The sequence below is a fragment of the Nocardia sp. NPDC055165 genome, assembly GCF_053606985.1.
Window position 1 is genome coordinate 176,288 of the sequence record NZ_JBSGSS010000011.1, and the last position, 22,486, is coordinate 198,773.

19 protein-coding genes are annotated in these 22,486 nt (G+C 68.3%); 15 read left to right on the top strand and 4 right to left on the bottom strand.

Going from position 1 to position 22,486, the window contains the following annotated elements; translation table 11 throughout:
* The first annotated feature begins 1 nt into the window (after position 1).
* Together ACWFRF_RS23265 and ftsZ are read left to right on the top strand one after the other, a co-directional pair.
* A complete protein-coding gene (locus ACWFRF_RS23265; protein WP_378636838.1) occupies positions 2 to 679 on the top strand; it encodes a cell division protein FtsQ/DivIB in 678 nt (225 codons plus the stop codon).
* A gap of 160 nt (positions 680 to 839) precedes the next feature.
* On the top strand, positions 840 to 2,099 hold the full coding sequence (ftsZ, locus tag ACWFRF_RS23270; RefSeq protein ID WP_378992594.1) for a cell division protein FtsZ: 1,260 nt from the start codon (positions 840 to 842) through the stop codon (positions 2,097 to 2,099).
* Between the two features lie 68 nt (positions 2,100 to 2,167).
* On the opposite strand, the gene ACWFRF_RS23275 is transcribed toward ftsZ, so the two are convergent.
* Positions 2,168 to 2,713 carry an LppU/SCO3897 family protein gene (locus ACWFRF_RS23275; protein ID WP_378636696.1) on the bottom strand — a complete coding sequence of 182 codons (546 nt, stop codon included), beginning with the start codon at positions 2,711 to 2,713 and terminating at the stop codon, positions 2,168 to 2,170.
* Positions 2,714 to 2,891: 178 nt separating this feature from the next.
* Between ACWFRF_RS23275 and ACWFRF_RS23280 the strand changes: the two genes are divergently transcribed.
* The 8 genes from ACWFRF_RS23280 to ileS all read left to right on the top strand — a co-directional run bounded on the left by ACWFRF_RS23280 (position 2,892) and on the right by ileS (position 13,164).
* Positions 2,892 to 5,681 carry an AAA family ATPase gene (locus ACWFRF_RS23280; RefSeq protein ID WP_452452209.1) on the top strand — a complete coding sequence of 930 codons (2,790 nt, stop codon included), beginning with the start codon at positions 2,892 to 2,894 and terminating at the stop codon, positions 5,679 to 5,681.
* Positions 5,682 to 5,827: 146 nt separating this feature from the next.
* Positions 5,828 to 6,559, top strand: coding sequence for a peptidoglycan editing factor PgeF (gene pgeF, locus ACWFRF_RS23285; RefSeq protein ID WP_378992596.1), 732 nt, complete (start codon positions 5,828 to 5,830; stop codon positions 6,557 to 6,559).
* Complete coding sequence (locus tag ACWFRF_RS23290; protein WP_379315101.1) at positions 6,556 to 7,287, top strand: YggS family pyridoxal phosphate-dependent enzyme; 732 nt, start codon at positions 6,556 to 6,558, stop codon at positions 7,285 to 7,287. Before pgeF ends, ACWFRF_RS23290 begins: the two co-directional genes overlap by 4 nt.
* A gap of 107 nt (positions 7,288 to 7,394) precedes the next feature.
* Positions 7,395 to 8,150, top strand: a complete 756-nt coding sequence (locus ACWFRF_RS23295) for a cell division protein SepF (protein ID WP_378636706.1) — start codon at positions 7,395 to 7,397, stop codon at positions 8,148 to 8,150.
* 89 nt (positions 8,151 to 8,239) lie between these two features.
* Complete coding sequence (locus ACWFRF_RS23300) at positions 8,240 to 8,542, top strand: YggT family protein (protein WP_056816435.1); 303 nt, start codon at positions 8,240 to 8,242, stop codon at positions 8,540 to 8,542.
* 60 nt (positions 8,543 to 8,602) lie between these two features.
* Positions 8,603 to 9,460: a DivIVA-like cell division protein Wag31 gene (gene wag31 / locus ACWFRF_RS23305; RefSeq protein ID WP_378992599.1), complete on the top strand. Its 858-nt coding sequence runs from the start codon at positions 8,603 to 8,605 to the stop codon at positions 9,458 to 9,460.
* A gap of 89 nt (positions 9,461 to 9,549) precedes the next feature.
* Positions 9,550 to 9,750 (top strand): hypothetical protein, encoded by a 201-nt coding sequence (locus ACWFRF_RS23310; RefSeq protein ID WP_378636709.1) that lies wholly within the window; start codon positions 9,550 to 9,552, stop codon positions 9,748 to 9,750.
* A gap of 279 nt (positions 9,751 to 10,029) precedes the next feature.
* Positions 10,030 to 13,164, top strand: a complete 3,135-nt coding sequence (ileS, locus tag ACWFRF_RS23315) for an isoleucine--tRNA ligase (RefSeq protein ID WP_452452212.1) — start codon at positions 10,030 to 10,032, stop codon at positions 13,162 to 13,164.
* 62 nt (positions 13,165 to 13,226) lie between these two features.
* Here the strand turns inward: ileS and ACWFRF_RS23320 are convergent, their stop codons facing one another.
* A complete protein-coding gene (locus ACWFRF_RS23320; RefSeq protein WP_378992602.1) occupies positions 13,227 to 13,640 on the bottom strand; it encodes an organic hydroperoxide resistance protein in 414 nt (137 codons plus the stop codon).
* A 110-nt stretch (positions 13,641 to 13,750) separates the two neighbouring features.
* On the opposite strand from ACWFRF_RS23320, the gene ACWFRF_RS23325 reads away from it, so the two are divergent.
* Both ACWFRF_RS23325 and ACWFRF_RS23330 read left to right on the top strand, forming a co-directional pair.
* Complete coding sequence (locus tag ACWFRF_RS23325; protein ID WP_378992604.1) at positions 13,751 to 14,284, top strand: TetR/AcrR family transcriptional regulator; 534 nt, start codon at positions 13,751 to 13,753, stop codon at positions 14,282 to 14,284.
* Between the two features lie 338 nt (positions 14,285 to 14,622).
* A complete protein-coding gene (locus ACWFRF_RS23330; protein WP_379312912.1) occupies positions 14,623 to 15,138 on the top strand; it encodes an NlpC/P60 family protein in 516 nt (171 codons plus the stop codon).
* On the opposite strand, the gene ACWFRF_RS23335 is transcribed toward ACWFRF_RS23330, so the two are convergent.
* On the bottom strand, positions 15,135 to 16,016 hold the full coding sequence (locus ACWFRF_RS23335; RefSeq protein ID WP_056816413.1) for a UTP--glucose-1-phosphate uridylyltransferase: 882 nt from the start codon (positions 16,014 to 16,016) through the stop codon (positions 15,135 to 15,137). The two genes, ACWFRF_RS23330 and ACWFRF_RS23335, sit on opposite strands and share 4 nt — an antisense overlap.
* 177 nt (positions 16,017 to 16,193) lie before the next feature.
* Here ACWFRF_RS23335 and ACWFRF_RS23340 point away from each other — a divergent pair, with 177 nt between their 5' ends.
* From ACWFRF_RS23340 to ACWFRF_RS23350, 3 genes are all read left to right on the top strand, one after another.
* Positions 16,194 to 17,492: a DNA polymerase IV gene (locus tag ACWFRF_RS23340; protein ID WP_452452272.1), complete on the top strand. Its 1,299-nt coding sequence runs from the start codon at positions 16,194 to 16,196 to the stop codon at positions 17,490 to 17,492.
* Between the two features lie 59 nt (positions 17,493 to 17,551).
* The gene (locus ACWFRF_RS23345) at positions 17,552 to 18,049 is read left to right on the top strand and encodes a hypothetical protein (RefSeq protein ID WP_378992608.1); all 498 of its coding nucleotides are present in this window, start codon (positions 17,552 to 17,554) and stop codon (positions 18,047 to 18,049) included.
* A 105-nt stretch (positions 18,050 to 18,154) separates the two neighbouring features.
* Positions 18,155 to 21,391, top strand: a complete 3,237-nt coding sequence (locus tag ACWFRF_RS23350; RefSeq protein WP_452452216.1) for an arabinosyltransferase domain-containing protein — start codon at positions 18,155 to 18,157, stop codon at positions 21,389 to 21,391.
* 88 nt (positions 21,392 to 21,479) lie between these two features.
* Here ACWFRF_RS23350 and ACWFRF_RS23355 read toward each other — a convergent pair whose 3' ends face one another.
* A complete protein-coding gene (locus tag ACWFRF_RS23355; RefSeq protein ID WP_452452218.1) occupies positions 21,480 to 22,409 on the bottom strand; it encodes an ADP-ribosylglycohydrolase family protein in 930 nt (309 codons plus the stop codon).
* Positions 22,410 to 22,486 lie beyond the last annotated feature (77 nt).

Consider the following 22,486-nt stretch of genomic DNA (forward strand, 5'->3'; position numbering starts at 1 on the left):
GATGCCCGCCGCGCGCGGGTGGCACGGCTACCGTCTCTGGACGGTGGTCGGGGTGGTCGTGGTGAGCCTGCTGGTGGTGCTGGCCTGGTTCACACCGGCGTTGTCGGTGCGCACGGTGCGCGTCGACGGGCTGTCGGCGGTACCGGAGGCCGACGTGCGTGGTCGGCTCGAAATTCCGGACGGGCGTTCGATGTTACGGATCGATACCACCGCGATCGCCCAGCGCGTCGCCGCGATCCCGAAGGTACGTTCGGTCCGGGTGCAGCGTAAATTCCCCTCGACAGTGCTGGTCACCGTCGTGGAGCGAACTCCGGTGGTGTACTTCGACGCGCCGGACGGCGCCCATCTGGTCGACGCCGAGAGCGTCGAATTCGCGATCGAGCCCGAACCACCCATCGGAGTCCCGAAACTGCTCACCGAGGGCTCGTTCACCGGGCCCGCGGCGGCCAGGGCCGCGGTGGATGTGCTGGTCACCCTGCCACCCGCCTTGTCGGTGCAGGTGGGCGAGGTTGTCGCACGGTCGATTTCGGACGTCTCGCTGAGCCTTCGCGATGGCAGGAAGGTAGTGTGGGGCGGCACGGGCGACGGTGAGCGCAAAGCTGCTGTCGTGTTGCCACTACTGACCCGTGAGGGGACCGTGTTCGACGTTTCGAGTCCGAATCTGGTCACGGTAAAGTGAGCGACATTCTTTGTGGCACAAGATTCTGGCTCTCATCTCGGCGCGCCTGCGCCGGGATCGCAGTGGCTGCGAATAGCGTTCCGCAGCAGTCGGATACTTGACATAACGCCAACCCTATGGTTGAGGTTGAGGGTTTAAGATCGAAGGAAGGCGAGAGCCCATGACGCCCCCGCACAACTACCTTGCAGTGATCAAGGTCGTCGGTATCGGCGGCGGCGGCGTGAACGCCGTCAACCGAATGATCGAACAGGGACTCAAGGGAGTCGAGTTCATCGCGGTCAATACCGACGCGCAAGCCCTGCTGATGAGCGATGCCGACGTCAAACTCGATGTCGGTCGTGAGCTCACCCGAGGCCTCGGTGCCGGAGCCGATCCGGAAGTCGGCCGCAAGGCCGCAGAGGACCACAAGGACGAGATCGAAGAGGTGCTCAAGGGCGCCGACATGGTCTTCGTCACGGCGGGCGAGGGTGGTGGCACCGGTACCGGTGGCGCCCCCGTCGTCGCCAGCATCGCCCGCAAGTTGGGCGCCCTGACTATAGGGGTCGTCACCCGGCCGTTCTCCTTCGAAGGAAAACGGCGCGGGAACCAGGCCGAGGTGGGGATCAACCTGCTTCGCGAGTCGTGCGACACCCTTATCGTCATTCCGAACGACCGGCTGCTGCAGCTGGGCGACGCCGCGGTGAGTCTGATGGACGCCTTCCGCTCCGCGGATGAGGTGCTACTCAACGGTGTTCAGGGTATTACCGACCTGATCACCACCCCGGGCCTGATCAACGTCGACTTCGCCGACGTCAAGAGCGTGATGTCGGGTGCCGGATCGGCACTCATGGGCATCGGCTCGGCGCGGGGCGAGGGTCGTTCGGTGAAGGCGGCCGAGACGGCGATCAACTCGCCGCTGCTCGAAGCCTCCATGGACGGCGCGCACGGCGTGCTGCTCTCGATCGCGGGCGGTTCCGACCTCGGGCTGTTCGAGATCAACGAGGCGGCCTCGCTGGTGCAGGAGGCGGCCCACATCGAGGCCAACATCATCTTCGGTACGGTCATCGACGATTCGCTCGGCGACGAGGTGCGAGTCACCGTCATCGCCGCGGGATTCGACGGTGGCGGCCCGTCTCGGCGGAGTTCGGAGCCCAGCGCGGTCACGACCAGCCGGACCGGGGTGAACCCGATCGGTTCCGGCCGCGCGGGCGAGATCGGCCAGGGACGTCCGTCGGAGGCGCCGTCGCGTCCCACCGAGCCCGCCACGGCCGGGGTGTCCGGTGGCCGGGCCGCCGCGCCGAACTACCGCGATACCGAGCGGTACCGGGAGTCGGAGCGTCAGCGGGTCACCGAGCGCGCGATGAACCAGGTCAACAACCCGGAAGTGCGCGAAGGCGACGACGACGACGAGATCAACGTCCCGGACTTCATGCGTCGATAAGCATTCGCAGACACGAAAAGCGCCCGAACTCCTGTCGAGTTCGGGCGCTTTCGCGTGCTGGGCGGGGATCAGCCCTTGGCGCTGCCGAGGCAGTAAGTGATCTTCGGATCATTGACCACGAGCACCTGGTCGGCATCCTCGCCGCACAGCTGCTCGTCGACCTGACCGTCGACGCGGGTGACGACCTTGAAGCTGGCGTCGGACGCGGTGCACGGCACGAACTTGTAGCCGGTCATCATGCCCTCGTTGTAGCAGCTGCCCTCCTTGAAGTTCGGGGCCAGACAGAGGAACGCGACCGTGCCGCCGCTGCCGAAGGTCTCCTCGTAGGAGGTGTAGTCCTCGTGGCACTCGACCTTCTTGTCGTGGACCTGCACGACCTGGTAGACGGCGTTCTCGGCCGAGCACGGGACCGGCTCGGTCTTGGAGTCGATCACCGACGCCGAGATCACGTTGATGCACTCACCGACCTTCGAGCGGGCGGTGTCGGACTTGCTCGCGTCCTTGGCGACCTCGGTGACCTTGTCCACGGCCGAGCAACTCGCGGCACCGAGTGCCGCGACCGCCAGCAGTGCGAGCGAGAACCGCGAAACCATTCCCTTGCCGGTGAACGTCATGCGAACCTTCTTTCTGCAGAACCTCACCGCGGACCCTTCGGCGGTGTAGGCCCCGATCACCCAACCTCACCCGGCGTCGGCGAGCATCCGGGAAACCACGGTAATTTCGCCGCGGTGGCACCGTTATGCTCTGATCCGGCCGTCCACGGCCGATCTCGCCAGTGAGGTACGGAGTGTCATGTTCGAACGCGCATTCGTCGGCCGTGCCGCCGAACTCGCCGCGCTGACCACGACTTTCACCGGTCCGGACGCGCCCTGGTTGCTGCTGGTCGACGGACCGGCCGGAATCGGCAAGTCCCGCTTGATCGCCGAGTTCGTCGGCGCGGCCCGCTGCCGGGTCCTGGTGGTCACCAGCGCCGAGGACGCCCAGTCGCAGCCGCACTATCTCGCCGATGACATCGTCGAGCAGCTGGGTGAGGGCGCGGGTGATGCGTCCGCAGCGGCACCCAAGACCTCGGGAGTGATGCCGGATTCACGCGACCCGGCCGACCTGGTTCGCCACGTGCGGCGTGCGCTCGGCGCGGTCGAGACCCTGCTCGTCGTCGACGACGCGCAGTGGGCAGACCTGGAATCGGTGCGGCTGCTCGCCTTTCTGATCCGGAACCGCCCCGCGCGAGGATTCCGCCTGCTGCTCTGCTTCCGCGACGGCGGTTGCCCACCGTCGATCGCCCGATCGGTGCGCGCGCCGCAGGTGCGGACGGTGCACGTGCGGGTTCCACCGTTCACCGAGGCCGATGTCGACGGGTTGCTGCCGGGGGAGGACCCGGGTCGGCGGGCCAGATTGTTCGCCGCGTCCCAGGGCAACCCGCTGTACCTGACGCTGCTCGCCGATCTGCCCGACCGCGAACTGGATCGGGCATTGCAGGGGGAGGAACCCGACCCCGCGTCGAACGATTTCGCGGCGCTGGACCGGACGATCCGCGCCGAACTGGCCCAGCTTCCGGACACCGAGCGGCTGGTAGCGCAGGCCATCGCGGTGTGTGGACTTCCCCCTGACCTCGAATTATTGTGCTCGACAGCCGATCTCGCGGAGGGCGCGGTGGTCGCGGCGGTGGACGGGCTGGTTCGGCGCGGAGTGGTCAGCATCGGCGACGGCGCGGTGACGTTCGCGCATCCGCTGATTCGCACGGCCGCCTACCGGCTGTCCGGCCACGGCTGGCGAGCGCTGGCGCACCGCAGGGCCGCGCTCGCACTGCGCGCACGTGGCGCGTCGATGCCCTCGCGCGCGCGTCATCTCGAGCACACACTCCTCGGTGCCGACGAGATCGCGGGCGCGGAACTGCGACTGGCCGCCGCACAGGTGCTCGCCGACGCCCCGGCGGCGAGCGCCCGCTGGCTTTCGGCCGCCGCGCGGATCGCGCCCGCGACCGACGACCCACTCGCCGCCGCCCTGGCACTGGGCCGGGCGCAATTGCTGTCCGGCGCGGCCGCGCGGGCGGTGGAGACCCTCGAACCGGCTGCCGCCACCGCGGGTCGGCACCAGCTGGAGGCGCTGCTGCTGTCAGCCCGTTGCGCGCGCATGCTCGGTCGCGTCGACCAGGCGCGCACGCTGCTGGCGCACGGTGCGACGCTGCCTCGCCGCCCCGGCGACGGACCCGTGCAACTGGAACTCGCGATCCTGGAAATGCAGGATCGCCAGGACTCCGAAGGCCAGGCCCGCCTCACCGCGTTGTTCGACTCCGACGCCATCGACGACCCGGCCGTTCGCGCCGCCGCGACAGCCCTGCGCTGTCTCGGTCTCCTGGCCGACGCGCGCATCGCCGAGGCCGCCCAGCTCTACGACCCCTGTGGTCGAGCGTTCGGCCTGCTCACCGACACAGTCCTGCGTGAAGTGGTCCACGCCGCCCCCGCGTTCGGCTGGTGCGCCTACTTCCTCGACCGCGACGCCGACGGCCTGCACCACCTGGACCGTGCGATCGCGGTGAGCCGCCGCTTCGGCCGCACCTACGCTCTCGCCGAACTCCACACGGTTCGCGCCTACTCGCTGGCCAAACTCGGCCGTCTCCACGACGCCATCGCCGCCGCCGATGAAGCCACCGACGCGGCGACCACCTTCGGCTATCCCGACCTGGTCTCCTTCGCAGGCGCGCTGAAACTGCGCACTCTCCAACTGACAGCCCCGCCGGCGGCGGTAACCACCCAGTGGTACACCGTTTCCGCGCTAACACGTCCCACCGTGCGCTGGTGGCGCCAGGTGGTGGAGACAACCCTCACCGAAGTCGGCCGAACCCTGGACCTGCCCGCCTGCGCACCCCCACCCCAGATCGGCCGACCCGGCCCGCTCACGCCGACACACCTGTCCCGGGCCGCCCGCGCCGCGATAGCCACCGGCGACCTCGCCGCCGCCGCCGACCTGGTCGCTCGTGCCGAAGCGGCCGCCGCGGCGACGAGTCACGCCGTCCACCTCGGCGAGCATTCCGTCGCGACCGTGCTGATCACCCCGGGCGGCGACCTCGGCAGTCAGGTGGGTGCGGCCGCGCTGGCGCGGGCCGAGTACGCCGCGGCCACGGGCGAGGTGGCCGTCGCGGCAGCGGCTGCCGAGGCAGCGGTCGCGGCGTTCGCGCGTGCCGGAATGGTGGTGAACCGGGCACAGGCCGAGTTGATCGCCGGTGTCATCGCGGGCAGATGTGGTGATTTCGGTCGCGCGACCAGTCGATTCGCCTCGGCACGCGCGGTCTTCCTCGCCACCGGTGCCACCCGTCTGCTCGACGAGGTGACCACCGAACAACGTCGTCTCGCAGGCGCCCAGCGTGTCGGTCCCCCGGCCGCGCTGACCCGGCGCGAACGCGAAGTCGCCGAGCTGGCCGCCAACGGCCACACCAACAAGGCCATCGCCGAGCACCTCTGCCTCAGCCCCCGCACCGTCGAGGACCATCTCAGCCGAGTGTTGCGCAAACTGGGACTGGCCGGCCGCGCGGGCATCGCGCGCAAGCTGGGTGAGCTCGACGTCGCGGAGTCCGCCGGGTGACCGGGCGCGCGGTGATCGCCGTGGCGGTCGACGGCGCCGGTCCGTTCGGTGAGGTCGAGCACCTGTCGGCCCAGTCGTTTCGGGCTTGACCGACGTCACTGCGCGCGATGACCGCCCGACCCGGTGACCGCACTACGCTCGAACACATGACTTCCGCACCTCCTACCGTGACCGTTCGCCGGGTGACCACCACCCGCGCCGGTGGCTTCTCCGCCGCGCCCTACGACTCGTTCAACCTGGGTGACCACGTCGGTGACGATCCGGAAGCTGTGCGCCGTAACAGGATTCGGCTGGCCGAGGGCATCGGCCTCACTCCCGACCGGCTGGTGTGGATGGAGCAGGTCCACGGGCGCACTGTCGAGATCGTCGACGGGCCGCGCGCCGAACCGGTGCCGGTGACCGACGCGCTGGTCACGACCGTGCCGGGACTGGCGCTGGTGGTGCTCACCGCCGACTGCGTGCCGATCCTGCTCTCCGACGACGAGGCCGGCGTCATCGCCGCCGTGCACGCGGGCCGCATCGGCGCCCGGATCGGCATCGTGCCGCGCGTCCTGGACGCGATGGTGTCGGTCGGTGCCCGCGTCGACCGCATCGGCGCCTTCCTCGGCCCCGCCGCCTCGGGTCGTCAGTACGAGGTCCCCGCCGCGATGCGCGCCGACGTGGAAGCCCACCTGCCCGGCAGCGCGACCACCACCGTTCGCAAGACTCCCGGTCTCGACCTGCGCGCGGGCATCCGCCGACAGCTCACCGAGGCGGGTGTCGCCGGAATCGCCGTAGACCCCCGCTGCACCATCGAGGACAAAACCCTGTTCAGCCACCGCCGCGGCGCCCCCACCGGCCGCATCGCCGGCGTGATCTGGATGGATCCCGCCGCGTGACGACCGAAACCGCGACGGACCGCACCGCGGAGCTCTCGGCCCGCCTCGACGGGCTGCTCGCGCGCGTCGACGCCGCCGTCGACGCCGCCCGGCGCCCGGCGGGCTCGGTCCGTCTGCTCCCGGTGACGAAGTTCTTCCCCGCCACCGATGTGGCCATCCTGTACGCCCTCGGCCGGCGCGAATTCGGCGAGTCGCGCGAGCAGGAAGCCTCGGCGAAGGTCGACCAGCTGGCCTACGACGATGTCGAATGGCACATGATCGGTCGTTTACAACGCAACAAGGCGCGCTCGGTCGCGCGCTGGGCGCACACCGTGGCCTCGGTCGACAGCGAACGTCTGGCAAATGCCCTGGACCGGGCGGCGCAGGACGCACTCGCAGCCGGCGAGCGTATCGCGCCGCTGCGAGTGCTGCTGCAGGTGAGCCTGGACGCCGATCCCGGACGCGGGGGTGTCGCACCGGCCGATCTGCTCGCCCTGGCCGACCTGGTAGCGAAGGCGCCCGGACTGCATCTGGCCGGTCTGATGGCGATTCCGCCCCTTGACGCCCCGAGTGATGTGTCGTTTGCGAATCTTGCGACATTGCACACTTCGCTGCTCGCGCAACACGCCGAAGCCACCGAACTTTCTGCAGGTATGTCGGGTGATTTGGAGATTGCGGTCGAACACGGTTCGACGTGCGTGCGTGTCGGAACCGCCCTGATGGGCGCGCGACCGATAACCTCGGCGTAGCAAAGAAACCTCACCAGTCACATTCGACACATACGATTGGGCTGAAGAGGCGCTGAGCAAGAACTTCAACACCCGGCCGCCACCGGGGCCGAAGGAAGGTCGACCAGATGAGTACCCTGCATAAGTTCAAGGCGTACTTCGGCATGGTTCCGCTCGATGAGTACGAAGACGACTACGTCGACGATCATGCCCCTCGCGGCGTCGAGGAGCGCGCTGGCCGCGTTCGTCCGCGCAGCTACGACCGTTATGCCGAAGACCGCTACGGCGCCGACCGTTTCGAGGACGAGGCCGACGACTTCCCGCAGCCGGCGTACAAGTCGGCCTATCAGGCGCGTCGCGACGACTATGTCGCCGACACCTACGCCGACGATCGCTACGAGACGCCGCGTCGCCCCACCAGGATCGAAACGGCGCCGTCGTCGGGCCGGTCCTTCCGGGCAGGCGGTGTCGCACCCGGTATGCGCGGCTCCACTCGTGGTGCGCTCGCGGTCGATCCCGACGCCGAGGAGCGCAGGCTGGAGGAGCGCTTGCGCCCCGAGCCCGCACCCGCGCGGCGTCCTGGGATCTTCGAGGACGGAGGTCCCTTGTCCAAGATCACCACGCTGCGTCCGCGCGATTACAGCGAGGCCAGGATCATCGGTGAACGGTTCCGCGAAGGGAATCCGGTCATCATGGACCTGGTCGACCTGAGCAATGCCGATGCCAAAAGGCTGGTCGATTTCGCGGCCGGACTCGCTTTCGCGCTGCGTGGTTCGTTCGACAAGGTGGCGACGAAGGTGTTCCTGCTCTCACCGGCCGATGTCGACGTATCAGCGGAAGAACGCCGCCGCATCGCCGAAAACGGCTTCTACAACCAGAAATAGAGAACACACACCGGATACCGAGATGGCCGCCCGCGCACTGCGCGGCGCGGCCATTTTGCACCATGCCGATTTTGCGGCAGAGTGAAGCCGTGGCCCTGTTCGCGGTTCTGTACCTCGTGCTTTTCATCTTCTGGCTGTTGCTCATCAGTCGGGTGATCGTCGAGTTCATTCGCAGTTTCGCGCGCGACTGGCGCCCGACCGGTGTGGTGGTGATCGTCCTCGAGGTGATCTTCACCGTTACCGACCCCCCGGTGAAACTGCTGAGGCGGTTGATACCTCCTGTGAATCTTGGGGGGATTCGTCTCGATCTTTCGATAATGGTCCTGCTCTTCCTCGTCTTCATCCTGATGTCGATCGTGGGTAGGCTCGGTCAGCCCGTGACCTCCGTGTGACACAATGAATCGAGAAGACCGCTTGCTAGTTCTCCAAAAGACGCGTGAAGGGATCCTTCGATGCCGCTGACTCCTGCCGATGTGCACAACGTCGCGTTCAGCAAACCGCCGATCGGTAAGCGCGGCTACAACGAGGACGAGGTCGATGCCTTCCTGGATCTCGTCGAACAGGAGCTTTCGCGCCTGATCGAGGAGAACGCCGACCTGCGTCAGCGGGTCGCCGAACTCGACACCGAGCTGGCCGACGCCAAGAAGAACCGTGGTCCCGCCCCGGTCAGCGCCGCGAAGGCGCCCGTACAGCAGGCACCTCCTCCCGCGCCGGAACCTGTTCCGCAGCCGGTTCCCGTCGCGCCGCCCGCCCCGATGCCCGTCGCGGCGCCGGCGCAGAACAACGGCCCGGACGCGAACATGCAGGCCGCGAAGGTGCTCACCCTGGCACAGGAGATGGCCGACCGCCTCACCACCGACGCCAAGACCGAGGCCGAGGGTCTGCTCTCGAACGCGCGAGCAAACTCCGAGCGACTGGTCGGCGACGCCCGCACCCGTTCGGAAGCGATGATCGCCGACGCGCGTCAGAAGTCCGACGCGATGCTGGCCGACGCGCAGAACCGCTCCGACACCCAGATCCGGCAGGCCAAGGACAAGGCGGAGGCGCTCACCGCCGACGCCGAGCGTCAGCACGCCGAGATCATGGCCACGATCACTCAGCAGCGCACGGTGCTGGAAAGCCGCATCGAGCAGCTGAAGACCTTCGAGCGCGAGTACCGCGTGCGCCTGAAGTCCTACCTGGAATCGCAGCTGGAAGAGCTCGAGAACCGTGGGTCGGCCGTGCCGGTCGACGGCGGCGAGTTCGCGGGCGAAACCAACGGTTCGGCCAACAGTCTGGCTCCGGCTTCCTTCGCCAAGGGCGGCAAGTAAACTGGTTCCCGAGTCGCGCGACGCAGCGCGTCGCGTGATTCGGGAATGCCCAGTTATCGTCGGGCTGCTCGGTTGGCTTGGGAGTCACCATGCTCGTCTTGACGCTTGTTCTAGCGGCGATCGGCTTCGGACTGCTCGTCGCAGCGCTCGCCACCGGTTCGGTGGTGTGGGCGTGGGGGTGCATTCTGATCTGCGTAGTCGGTGCCGCGAGTTTGCTCGTGAGCGCGCTGGCCACCCGAAAACCCGAGAGCGAACCGGCCTCACCCGGCCGACACGCCCGGCGGAACTGAGCGGGCGCGGAATATCCACTGGACGCACCCGGTTAGAATCGAACTACACATGGCGCTGATCCGGCTATCACCGGGGAGCCTTCGGAAGAACGGCGCGTCAGCGCTCAGTAGAACCGAACGGGTGAGCCCGTCACAGCTCACACAACGAGAGGCCTGAACCCTTCGCAGGGAGTGGATCAGGCAAACGGGGTGGTACCGCGGTACGGCGCACCGGCGCCGACATCGTCCCCGTGCCCACATTCCGCGCTCACGGCGCGGCGGCACGAGGAGCAATCCGCGATGGCGGACGAGACAACTACCGGTAGCGCATACCCCCGGGTCGATTTCGGCGCGGCGTCGGGCGCGACGTTCCCGGAGCTCGAAACCCAGGTGCTCAACTACTGGGCCCGCGACGACACCTTCCGCGCCAGCATCGACAACCGCGACGGCGAGGGTGAGTTCGTCTTCTACGACGGGCCGCCGTTCGCCAACGGTCTGCCGCACTACGGGCACCTGCTGACCGGCTACGTCAAGGACCTGATCCCGCGCTTCCAGACCATGCGCGGCAAGAAGGTCGACCGCCGCTTCGGCTGGGACACCCACGGTCTGCCCGCCGAGATCGAAGCCGAGAAGCAGCTCGGCATCACCGACAAGGCCCAGATCGACGAGATGGGGCTGGCCGAGTTCAACGCCGCCTGTAAGTCGTCGGTGCTGCGCTACACCGGTGAGTGGCGCGACTACGTCACTCGTCAGGCCCGCTGGGTCGACTTCGACAACGACTACAAGACCCTCGACCTCGACTTCATGGAGTCGGTCATGTGGGCGTTCAAGTCGCTGCACGAGAAGGGCCTGATCTACCAGGGCTTCCGCGTGCTGCCCTACAGCTGGTACGAGCAGACGCCGCTGTCGAATCAGGAGACCCGTCTCGACGACGCGTACAAGATGCGTCAGGACCCCGCGGTCACCGTCGACATGCGCCTGTCCGTCCCCGCCGAGCACCCCTTCGCCGCGCTGGACGGCGCGAACGCGCTGATCTGGACCACCACGCCGTGGACCCTCCCGTCCAACCTCGCGATCGCGGTGCATCCCGACGTGCGCTACGTGCACGTGCGCGGCGCCGACGACAAGCGCTATCTGCTCGCCGCCGAACGTCTGTCGCACTACAGCCGCGAACTGGGCGAGGAGCCGGAGGTGCTCGGCGAGTACGACGGCGCGGCGCTGGCCGACCTGTCCTACGCCCCGCCGTTCGACTTCTTCGTCGGCCACCCGAACTCGCACCGCGTGCTCACCGCCGACTACGTCACCACCGACTCCGGCACCGGAATCGTCCACCTCGCACCGGCTTTCGGTGAAGAGGACATGGACGTGGCCACGGCCAACGGCATCGAGATCGTCCAGCCACTCGACCCGGCGGGCAAGTTCACCTCGATGGTGCCGCCGTACGAGGGTCTGATGGTCTTCGACGCCAACCCGGTGATCATCAAGGATCTCAAGGCCGCCGGAAAGCTGTTGCGGCACGAGACGATCGAGCACTCGTACCCGCACAGCTGGCGCTCCGGTCAGCCGCTGATCTATATGGCCGTGCCGTCCTGGTTCGTCGCGGTCACCAAGTTCCGCGACCGGATGGTGGAGCTGAACCAGCAGATCAGCTGGGTGCCCGAGCACATCCGCGACGGACAGTTCGGCAAGTGGCTCGAAGGTGCGCGCGACTGGAACATCAGCCGGAACCGCTACTGGGGCAGCCCGATCCCGGTCTGGGTCTCCGACGATCCGGCCTACCCGCGCGTGGACGTCTACGGTTCGCTGGACCAGCTCGAAGCCGACTTCGGCGTGCGCCCCACCGACCTGCACCGCCCGCACATCGACGACCTCACCCGGCCCAATCCCGATGACCCGACCGGGAATTCGACGATGCGCCGGGTCCCCGAGGTGCTCGACTGCTGGTTCGAGTCGGGCTCGATGCCCTACGCCCAGGTGCACTACCCGTTCGAGAACAAGGAGTGGTTCGACAGCCACTTCCCCGGCGATTTCATCGTCGAGTACAACGGGCAGACGCGCGGCTGGTTCTACACCCTGCACGTGCTCTCCACCGCGCTGTTCGACTCGCCGTCGTTCAAAACCGTGGCCGCGCACGGCATCGTGCTCGGCGAGGACGGCCTCAAGATGTCGAAGTCGAAGGGCAACTACCCCGACGTCAACGAGGTCTTCGACCGCGACGGTTCCGACGCCATGCGCTGGTTCCTGATGAGCTCGCCCATCCTGCGTGGTGGCAATCTCATCGTCACCGAACGTGGCATCCGCGAGGGTGTGAGCCATGCGATGCGGCCGCTGTGGAACGCGTGGACCTTCCTGCAGCTCTACGCTTCGAAGCCCGGTGTGTGGCGCACGGATTCACCGAACGTGCTCGATCGCTACATCCTCGCCAAACTCGCGGTCACCCGCGACGTGGTCACCGAGGCCCTGGAAACCTACGACATCGCCGGTGCCGCCGACGAGTTGCGTGGGTTCGCCGACGCGCTCACCAATTGGTATGTGCGCCGGTCGCGTTCGCGGTTCTGGTCCGAGGATCGCGACGCGGTCGACACCCTGCACACGGTGCTGGAAGTGGTCACCCGGCTCGCCGCGCCGCTGCTGCCGCTGATCACCGAGGTGATCTGGCGGGGGCTCACCGGCGAGCGTTCAGTGCACCTCACCGACTGGCCGACCGAGACCGAGTTGCCGCACGATCCCGAACTCGTCGCCGCCATGGACGAGGTGCGGGTGGTGTGCTCGACGGTGCTGAGCCTGCGCAAGGCGCAGAACCTGCGGGTGCGGCTGCCCCTGGCCGAGGTCACCATCGCCGCGGCCGATGCCGAGCGGCTCGCGCCGTTCACCGAGCTGATCGCCGACGAGGTCAACGTCAAGAAGGTCGACCTGACCACCGACGTCTCCGCGCACGGCCGGTTCGAGCTGGTCGTGAACGCGCGCGCCGCGGGCCCGCGCATCGGCAAGCAGGTCCAGACGGTGATCAAGGCCGTGAAGGCGGGGGAGTGGAGCGAGTCCGCCGACGGTGTCGTCACCGCCGCCGGGATCACCCTGCTGCCCGAGGAGTACACCCAGCGTCTGGTGGCCGCCGAACCCGAGTTCACTGCCGCCCTGCCCGGCAATGCCGGCCTGGTGGTGCTGAACTCGGTGGTCACCGAGGAGCTCGAGGCCGAGGGCTGGGCCCGCGACCTGATCCGCGACCTGCAGGAAACCCGCAAGTCGCAGGGTCTGGAGGTGTCCGACCGGATCAGTGTGGTGCTGGACGTGCCCGCGGAGCGGGCCGAGTGGGCCGCGACCCACCGGGACCTGATCGCCGGGGAAATCCTCGCCACCACACTGACTTTCGGTGACGCCGGTGCCGATGCCGCCGAGATCACGGGCGGCGTGAAGGTATCGGTCGCGAAGGTCTAGTACGTCGGGACAGCGAAAAAGGGCGGGACCAGCTGGTCCCGCCCTTTTTCGCGTGAATGCGGTTACTCGACGACCAGTTCCACCGGGATGTTGCCCCGGGTGGCGTTGGAGTACGGGCACACCTGGTGGGTCGCCTCGATGAGCTGCTGCCCCTGCTCGTTGTGCAGGTGCTCGGGCAGTTCCACCCGCAGCACGACCGAGAGTCCGAACCGGCCGCCGTCGAGGGGGTTCAGGCCGACTTCGGCGGTCACCGACGCGTCGTCGGCGTCCAGCTTCATCCGCTTGGAGACCAACTGCAGCGCACTGGCGAAACAGGCCGAATAGCCCGCCGCGAAGAGTTGCTCCGGGTTGGTGCCCGCGCCGTCGCCGCCCATCGCCTTGGGGCGGGCGAGCGTCAGATCGAGCACGCCGTCGTCGCTGTAGGAACGGCCGTCGCGGCCGACCGAGGTGGCTACTGCGGTGTAGATGGATGCCATGGTGTCCTCCTAGACAGACTTGTCTGTTCGCTTGTGATCTCAGAGTAGACAGACCTGTCTGGTATCGTCAAGGGAAAGCGCTGAATCCCGGAAAGGACACAGGTCAGGCGATGAGTGCGGCTCGTGAACGTCTGCTCGATACGGCAACCCGGTTGTTCTATGCCGAGGGTGTCCACACGGTGGGCATCGACCGGATCATCGCCGAGGCCGGTATCGCCAAGGCCACGTTCTACCGGCACTTCAAGAGCAAAGATGACCTGGTAGTCGCCTATTTGCAGCGTGAATACGCGCGCCAGCGCGAGGCGCTGGAATCGGTCGAGGGCGAAGGCTTCGCCGCGATCGCCACCACCTTCGACGCGCTCCGTGACATCAGCTGCGGCCCCGGCTTCCGTGGCTGCCCGTTCCTCAACGCCGCCGTCGAATTCACCGACCCGGCGCACCCGGTCCGCCGCGTCGTCGACGACTACCGCACCTGGTTCCGTGAACTCATGGCCGAACACCTGCGCGCCGGCGGTCACTCCGCCCCCGGCGACGCGGCCCGCGCCCTGCTGCTCACCCGCGACGGCGTCACCATCAGCGGCGGCGTAGGCGACACAGACACCGTGCGCGCCGGCATCGAGGCGGCGCTGAAACTCATCGGCTGATCACGCGAGACCGGGGGCGACTCACCGGATATGCCCACGACTCGGCTCCGACCCGACCGTCGGCCCGGCAACCTCGTGGCCACGCCGTCACGACCGGCAGAAGTCGCCGAGTGGCCGCACAGTCGTGCAGAATTGTGACGTTACTGCTGATGCGCATGGAACCGCTGAGGCGACAGTGACTGCTCGTGACGTTTGTCCTGTGGAAACGGTGCCGCGCCGATGATGGCGACATCCCGGCGCGACACCGGATCAGTGGGTGGCTCACCCGGATCAGGCGATGCCGCCCGATAGCCGACCAGCCGGAAGCTCAGCTCCCGGCCGTGAGGAAGGGCGCGCACATGAAGCGAAAACTCCTGGGACGGTTGGCCCTCGGCTTCGTCGCTACCGTCACCACCACCATCGTCCTCGCTGGGCCCGTGTGGTCGCAGCCGGGCAGCTCGTCGGGCTCGGGGACGTCAGGTTCCTCGTCGGGGAGTTCCAGTGGCTCGGGCATGATTCCGCTGCCCAGCGCCACCGGCATCGGCGCACTCACCGCCGCCATGACCCAGCTCGGCAAACCCTACGAGTGGGGCGCCGTGGGACCGCATTCCTGGGACTGCTCGGCGCTGGTGCAATGGGCATTCCGGCAGGTCGGCGTCACCTTGCCGCGCACCACGTGGGAGCAGGCGAAGGTCGGCCTTCCGGTGACCTTCGGCGGCCTGGCACCCGGCGATGTCGTCATCCTCAACGGCGACGGCTCCCACGTCGGCATCTACGCGGGCCTGGGCCAGCTGCTCGACGCCCATGACTGGGGCGTCCCGGTCGGCCTGCACCCGTTGCGCGAATTCGATATCTTCGCGATTCGCCGGTTCTAGTTCTCGTCCACCAGCTGACGCAACAGCGGGCCGTATTCGGGATGGGCCAGTGCCGAGGCGAACTGGGCCACCAGGTAGTCGGCCGGGTTGCCGGTGTCGTACCAGCGGCCCTGGATGACCTGGCCGTACACCGCGTGCTCGGCGGCGTAGTTGTTGATCGCGTCGGTCAGGTACACCTCGCCGGTCTGGTGGGTGTACCAGTTCTCGGTCTGGATGCGCAGCTCGTCGATGATGCCCGGCGTCACCACGTAGCCACCGATCGCGGCGAAGGCCGACGGCGCGTCTTCGGGCTTGGGCTTCTCCATCAGGCCGGAGATGCGCAGCAATCCGTCGTCGAGGTCCTCACGCACCACGGGCACGCCGTAGCGCTGCGATTCACCCGGCGACATCGGCAGCAGCGCCAACACCGGGCATCCGGTGGATTCGTAGGCGGTGATCAGCTGCTGAGCGCGCGGTACCTCGGCGACGAACACGTCGTCGGGCCACAGCACCAGCATCGGCTCATCGCCCAGATGACGTGCGGCGTTGAGCACCGGCGTGCCGTTGCCGTACGGGCCGTGCTGGTCGAGGTAGGTGATGTGGCCCTCGCGGGAGAGCTCGCCGACCTCCTCCACGGCGTCGGCGTAGGCGGACTTGCCGTCGGCGCGCAGCTGCGCGACCAGTGCCGGATTGGGCCGGAAGTGATCCTGGATCAACGACTTGCCGCTGCTCACGACGATGGTGATGTCGGTGATCCCGGAGGCCACCAACTCACGCACGGTGTGCTCGATGACCGGTTTGTCCCCGACCGGCAGCATCTCCTTCGGCGTCGCCTTGGTCAGCGGAAGCAGCCGGGAGCCGATTCCCGCCGCCGGAATGACAGCCTTGCGGATCTTCATCTCCCGATCATCACATATTCGGCTGTGTGATCGGTGTGCGACGGCTGGCAACGGGCTCGAGGAATTGTCAGTGACCCGGCGTAGATTGCGCTCGTGAGCACTCACACTCCTGTCGCCGGGGCTCCGGCCAGGCCCGATGCGGCGGTCACCGCCCGTCGCTGGGTGCTGCATATCGATATGGACGCTTTCTTCGCCTCGGTAGAACAATTGACCAGACCCACGCTGCGTGGCCGTCCGGTCCTCGTGGGTGGGGCGAGTCAGCGTGGCGTCGTCGCGGGGGCCAGCTACGAGGCTCGGGTCTACGGCGCGCGTTCGGCCATGCCGATGCACCAGGCCCGGCGGCTGATCGGCGTGTCGGCGGTGGTCGTCCCGCCGCGTGGCGCGCTGTACTCGGTGCTGAGCGGGCAGGTGTTCGACGCGTTGCGCAGCTGTGTCCCGGTGCTGGAGACGCTGTCGTTCGACGAGGCCTTCGCCGAACCGGCCGAGTTGGCCGGAGCGAGTGTCGCGCAGGTGGAGGACTACTGCGCGATGCTGCGCGCGCTCGTCCGAGCGCAGACCGGGCTCACCGCCTCGATCGGCGCGGCGACCGGGAAACAGCTCGCCAAGATCGGTTCCGGTCTCGCCAAACCCGATGGGATGCGGGTCATCTCGCCCTCGGAGCAGGGCGGGCTGCTCGCCTCGCTGCCGGTGCGCAAGCTGTGGGGGATCGGCCCGGTCGCCGAGTCGAGGCTGCGCAGCCTCGGCATCGAGACGGTCGGCGCGTTCGCCGCGCTGCCGGAATCGGAGGCCGTCTCGACCCTCGGCGGCAGCATGGGCGCCGCCCTGCACCGGCTCGCGCGCGGGATCGACGATCGCCCGGTCACCGAACGCGCCGAGGCCAAGCAGATCAGCGCCGAGAACACCTACGAGCGCGACATCGTCACGATGGCCGACCTGCGGGCCGCCGTCACCGCGATGGCCGCGTCGGCGCATCGCAGGCTCGAACGCGACGGCCGCGCCGCCCGCACCGTGGTCCTCAAACTCAAGAAATCCGATATGGGCATCGTGACCAGGTCCTTCACCCTGCCGTACGCCACCGCCGACCTGACCACCCTGGCCGCGGCCGCGCAGCGTTCGGCGATCGATCCCGCGGAACTGGGCCCGATCCGGCTCGTCGGCGTCGGGTACGGGGGATTGTCGCTGGTGCGCCAGGAATCGCTGTTCCCCGAACTGGATCAGGCGGTGCCCGCCGATCTCGGCACCGTCGAGGATCCGCCGCCGCCGTCACCGGAAGAGCCGAATCTGCCTGCGGGACTGTGGTTTCCGGGAATGGATGTGCATCATCCGGAATTCGGGCACGGCTGGGTGCAGGGCGCGGGCTACGGCGTGGTGACCGTGCGATTCGAGACCAGCTCGACAGGTCCCGGTGCGGCGCGTACCTTTCCAGCCGACGACACGGGGCTGACACGGGCCGATCCGCTCGCCAGTCTCGCGTGAAGAGTAGCCTCGGCTACCGCGATGGAACGACTCCCACCTCGAACGCAAAGGACGAGCAGTTGAAGCTTCGTACGACCGGACGTGTAGCGATCGCCGGACTGGCCGTGGTCGCCGCCCTCGGCCTGAGCGCGTGCAGCGACGACAAGGGTGACAAGCCCGCCGCCAAAGCCACCACCAGCGCGAAGGCTTCGGCTTCGGCGGCCACGGACCTGCCCCCCGTGCCGACCGTGGAACAGCTCAACCAGCAGCTCACCACCGCGCTGGATCCCGCGGTCCCCAACGACCAGAAGCTGGACTTCGTGCAGGGCGGCGAGGCCGACCCCGAGCTGCCGAACCGCTTGGCCCAGGCCGCCTCGGACGCCAATGTGCAGGTGCAGGTCACCGAGGTGACCTCCTTCGGTGACAGCGTCAACGCCAAGGCCAACTTCACCGTCAACGGCCAGACCAATGTCGTCGACGTGCCGTTCGTGGCCGAAGACGGCAAGTGGAAGGTCCAGAAGTCGTGGGCCTGCGGCATGATGACCAACCTGGGGCAGACCTCGGTCGCCTGCCCCTGATCTGCCACGCTCGAGCCCCGTCCGGATGTTTCCGGGCGGGGCTTTCGCGTGTGAGTCGCGACGGTGTTTCGCCTGCTGCCGGTGGCGCGGCTACTATCGGGCCCCGTGGTAGAGACGATCGTGCGGCAGGGGCATCCGCCCAAGGATGTGTCGGAGCCGGCGCGACGTGATCGCCCGGGGTGGGCGCGCGTCGTCGCGATCGTCGCGGGACTGATCGGCATTCTCAGTGCCGCGGTGATCCCGTTCCTGCCCGTGCGGGTCGACGCCGCGACGGTGTCCTGGCCCCAGCAGGGGTCGCCCGCCGCGGTGGAATCGCCGCTCGTCGCCTACGCGCCCGCCGCCCTCTCGGCGACGGTGCCGTGTGCCGCGCTGAGTTCGCTGGCCGCGACCGGCGGTGTCGCGGTCTCGACCGTGCCGCGGCAATCGGCCGATATGGAGAAGTACGGCTTCGTGGTGAAGGTGGTCGCCGATACCGCCGAACGCCCCGGCCGGGTGGACGTGGTCTCGCGTTCGACCCTGGTGTGGACGGCCCCGCTCGCCGACGTGCTCGACCGCTCCTGCGCGCTGACGATCGCGATCACTCCGCAGGAATCCACGGTCACCACGTCAGGTCTCGGTGCGGGCGCCGCCGTGGCCGCCGACCTGCGTCCCCAGGTCGTGGGTGTGTTCAGTGAGCTCACCGGCGCCGCCCCCGCGGACCTGGCGGTGCGCGTCGACGTCGACGCCCGCTACACGTCGTCGCCGACCTGGCTCAAACTGGCCGCCATCGTGCTGTGCCTGTTGGCCACCGCGGTGTCACTGTTCGCCCTGCACCGTCTCGACGCCCTCGACGGCCGCTCCGCGCGCCGATTCCTGCCGCAACGCTGGTGGCGGCTGCGCCCGGTCGACTGGCTGGTGTTCGCGGTGCTGCTCGTCTGGCATTTCATCGGCGCCAACACCTCCGATGACGGCTACATCCTCGGGATGGCGAGAGGTGCGCGCAGTTCGGGCAACATGTCCAACTACTACCGCTGGTTCAGCGTCGACGAGGGCCCGTTCTACACCCCTTATGTCGACATCATCGGCTGGCTCACCCACATCTCCGCGGTCAGCCCGCTGGTTCGGCTGCCCGCCCTCGCTGCGGGCGTGCTCACCTGGTGGTTGATCAGCCGCGAAGTGCTGCCCCGCCTCGGCGTCGCGGTGCGCCGCGAACGCATCGCCACCTGGACCGCGGCCTTCGTCTTTCTGGCCTTCTGGCTGCCCTACAACAACGGGCTGCGCGCGGAATTCGTTGTCGCGCTGGGTGTTCTGGTCACCTGGGTATCGGTCGAACGAGCGATCGCGACCCGGCGGCTCGTGCCGTTCGCCGTCGCGGTGATCGTGGCCGCGTTCACCCTCACCGGCGCACCCTCGGGCCTGATCTGCCTCGGCGCGCTGGTGGCCGGCGCGCGTGTCGTCACCGCGATGATCGTGACGCGGTCGAAGTCGGTGGGCTACCTCGCGCAACTGCTGCCGATTCTGGCCGCGGGCACGGTGGTGCTCACCGTCGTCTTCGCCGACCGGACGTTCGCCGGGGTGCGGGAGATGTTCGCCGTGCACAGCGTGATCGGGCCGGGGGAGTCCTGGTTCTTCGAGTTCCTGCGCTATCAATATCTTCTGCAGCTCAATGCTGATGGCTGGCTGACCAGGCGATTCGGTGTCTTCGCGATGCTGATCGGTTTGATCGTCTGCACTGCCGTCATGCTGCGGCGCGGCGGCCGTATCCCCGGCATCGCTGTCGGCCCCACTCGGCGCATGCTGGGCATCACCCTGGCCGCCATGGTGCTGATGATGTTCTCGCCCACCAAGTGGACCCACCAGTTCGGCGTGTTTGCGGGGTTGGCCACCTGTGTCGCCGCGGTGACGGCGGTCGCGGTGAGCGCGCACGTCCTGCGGCCGATGCGTAATCGCGCGCTGTTCGCCGCGGGTGTCTTCTTCGCCCTCGCCATGACCTGGGTCGGCGCCAACGGCTACTGGTACGTCTCCTCGTGGGGGATCCCCTGGTGGGACAAGCCGCCGACCGTCGCCGGATACGGCGTCTCGACCGTGTTCGTCGGTCTGACTCTGCTCGCGCTCGCCGCGGCCGCGTGGTATCACGTCCATCCGAACCTGAACCCGAAGGCCGAGGTCGGCTGGTTCGCGGGGACACCCGTTCTCGCTGTCGCCGCCGCGGTGATGGTGCTGTTCGAGGTGGCATCCTTCGCCAAGGCCACCGTCGCCCAGTATCCCGCGTACTCCCTGGCCGGCTCCAACCTCTCCGCGGCCTTCGCCGGCGGGTGCGGGATGGCCGACGAGGTGCTCGTCGAAACCGACCCGAACGCCTCGATGCTCGCGCCGCTGTCCGGCGACATGACCAGCACGATGAACGGCACCGACTCCACCGGCTTCCGGGCCGGCGGAGTCGCGCCGGTGCTCACCTCCGACGAGGTGGAATCGACCACCGGCCAAGCAAATTCGGTATCCGACGACCCCGACAAGCTGCGCGACGCCTCCACCTCGGCGGGCTCGGAATCACGACAGGGCTCGCTGCAACTGCCCTTCGGTCTCGACCCCGCGACCCCGGTTCTGGGCAGCTACCGCCCCGGTGCCCAGGAGCCCGCCGCGCTGACCACGGGCTGGTTCCGGCTGCCGGACGGCCCGCGCGGCCCGCTGCTGGCGATGTCGGTGGCAGGCCGGATCCGCTCGGTCGACGCCGACGGCATCGTCCACCCCGGCCAGGAACTGGCCCTCGAATACGGCACCGCCGCGGCCGACGGCACCGTCACCGTGACCGGCCAGATCGCGCCGACCGATATCGGCCCGGCGCCGATGTGGCGCAATCTGCGCGTCCCGATGGATCAGCTGCCGTCCGAGACGAGCGTTGTCCGCTTGGTCGCCGCCGACAAGGATCTCGGCCCCGACCAGTGGCTCGCTCTCACCCCGCCGCGCATGCCGCAGACCACCACGCTCAGCGCGCTGGTCGGCCGTGCGGCGCCGGTGCTGCTGGATTGGGCTGTGGGGCTGCACTTCCCGTGCCAGAACCAGATGCCCACCTACAACGGCGTCGCCGAGCTCCCCGAATACCGCATCCTGCCCGACCGCAACGGCGCCACCATCACCAACCTCTGGCAGGGCCACGACGGTGGCGGCCCGCTCGGCTGGACCCAGCTCCTCTTCACTGCCCGCACCCTGCCGACGTACCTGAACAACGACTGGGACAGGGACTGGGGCTCCCTCGAGCAGTACCTTCCCCTCGACCCCACCGCCGGCCCCGCGAAGATCACCGTCGACTCCGAAAACCGCTGGGGCACCTGGACCCCCGGTCCGATCATCACCGCCTGGTAGCCACGGCGGTGGGCCGGTTGATCACCACGCTGCCGGGGGCGCCGCCGAGTGCGGTCCGCACCACGGTGTGGTGATCAGCTGCCCACCGTCAGCGGGAGTTGGTGGCGATGCGCAGGGCCAGATCGGGCAGGTCGGCGCCGGTGAGGCCGGGGTAGCCGTGCAGGATGGCGCGCCAGCGAGCGGGGACCGCCGAGGCGCCCCAGCGGGCGCCGAGGAGACCCCCCGCGATGGCCGCGGTGGTGTCGGTGTCGTTTCCGGCCCGGACGCACGCCTCCAAGGCGAGCGGAAGGTGCTCGGGCGTCGACCGATCGGTGGTCGTGATCGCCCACCACGCGGTCTGGAGGGCGTGCACGACCCAGCCGTTGTTCGGGAAGTCGGCGGGCGTGCCCTTTTCCGCTTCGTCGAGACGGTCGGTCCAATAATCGGACTGGGGTGAGCCGCTGACGTATTCGCGAACGCCGTCGAAATCGGCGTTCAGTACCGCATGCCGGATCGCGTAGGTCCACATCTTGCACGCCTCGACAGCGTTGTCGTCGTGGTGCGTGAGCAACCCGACCCGGCCCGCCGCCGCGACGCATTCGGCGGCATCGTCGAGATAGGCCAGCGCGACCGGCGCGGTCCGCATCAGCGAGCCGTTGCCACCGGTTCGGCCGGTGAGCGACATCGCCACCGCCTGCATGTCCAGTGCGGAGGAAGGTCTGGCGGACAACACGTTTCGCGTCTGGTTCCCGATGTCGGGCGGCTTCGAGTCGTACCAGGAGACGAACCCGGCCGCGACCGCGTCGAGATCGATGCCCGGGCCGCCGGCAGCGGCGACCGCCACGGCGACGGACATCGACGTATCGTCGGTCCACTCGCCCGGCGCCCAGTCGAATACTCCGCCGCCGATCATGTCGATCACCGTGTCCGGTCCGGGATGTGTGAACTCGTAACCTGCCCCCAGCGCGTCGCCGGCGGCGGTACCGACCAGCACGCCGGCGACCCGATCCGAGTACCCCGCATCGTGCACAGAATCCACCCCTCTCGGGTGTGCCCACTATCCGATTGTTCGATGGGCAAGCCTACCGGTCGGCTTGTGGTCCTCCGGCGATTCGT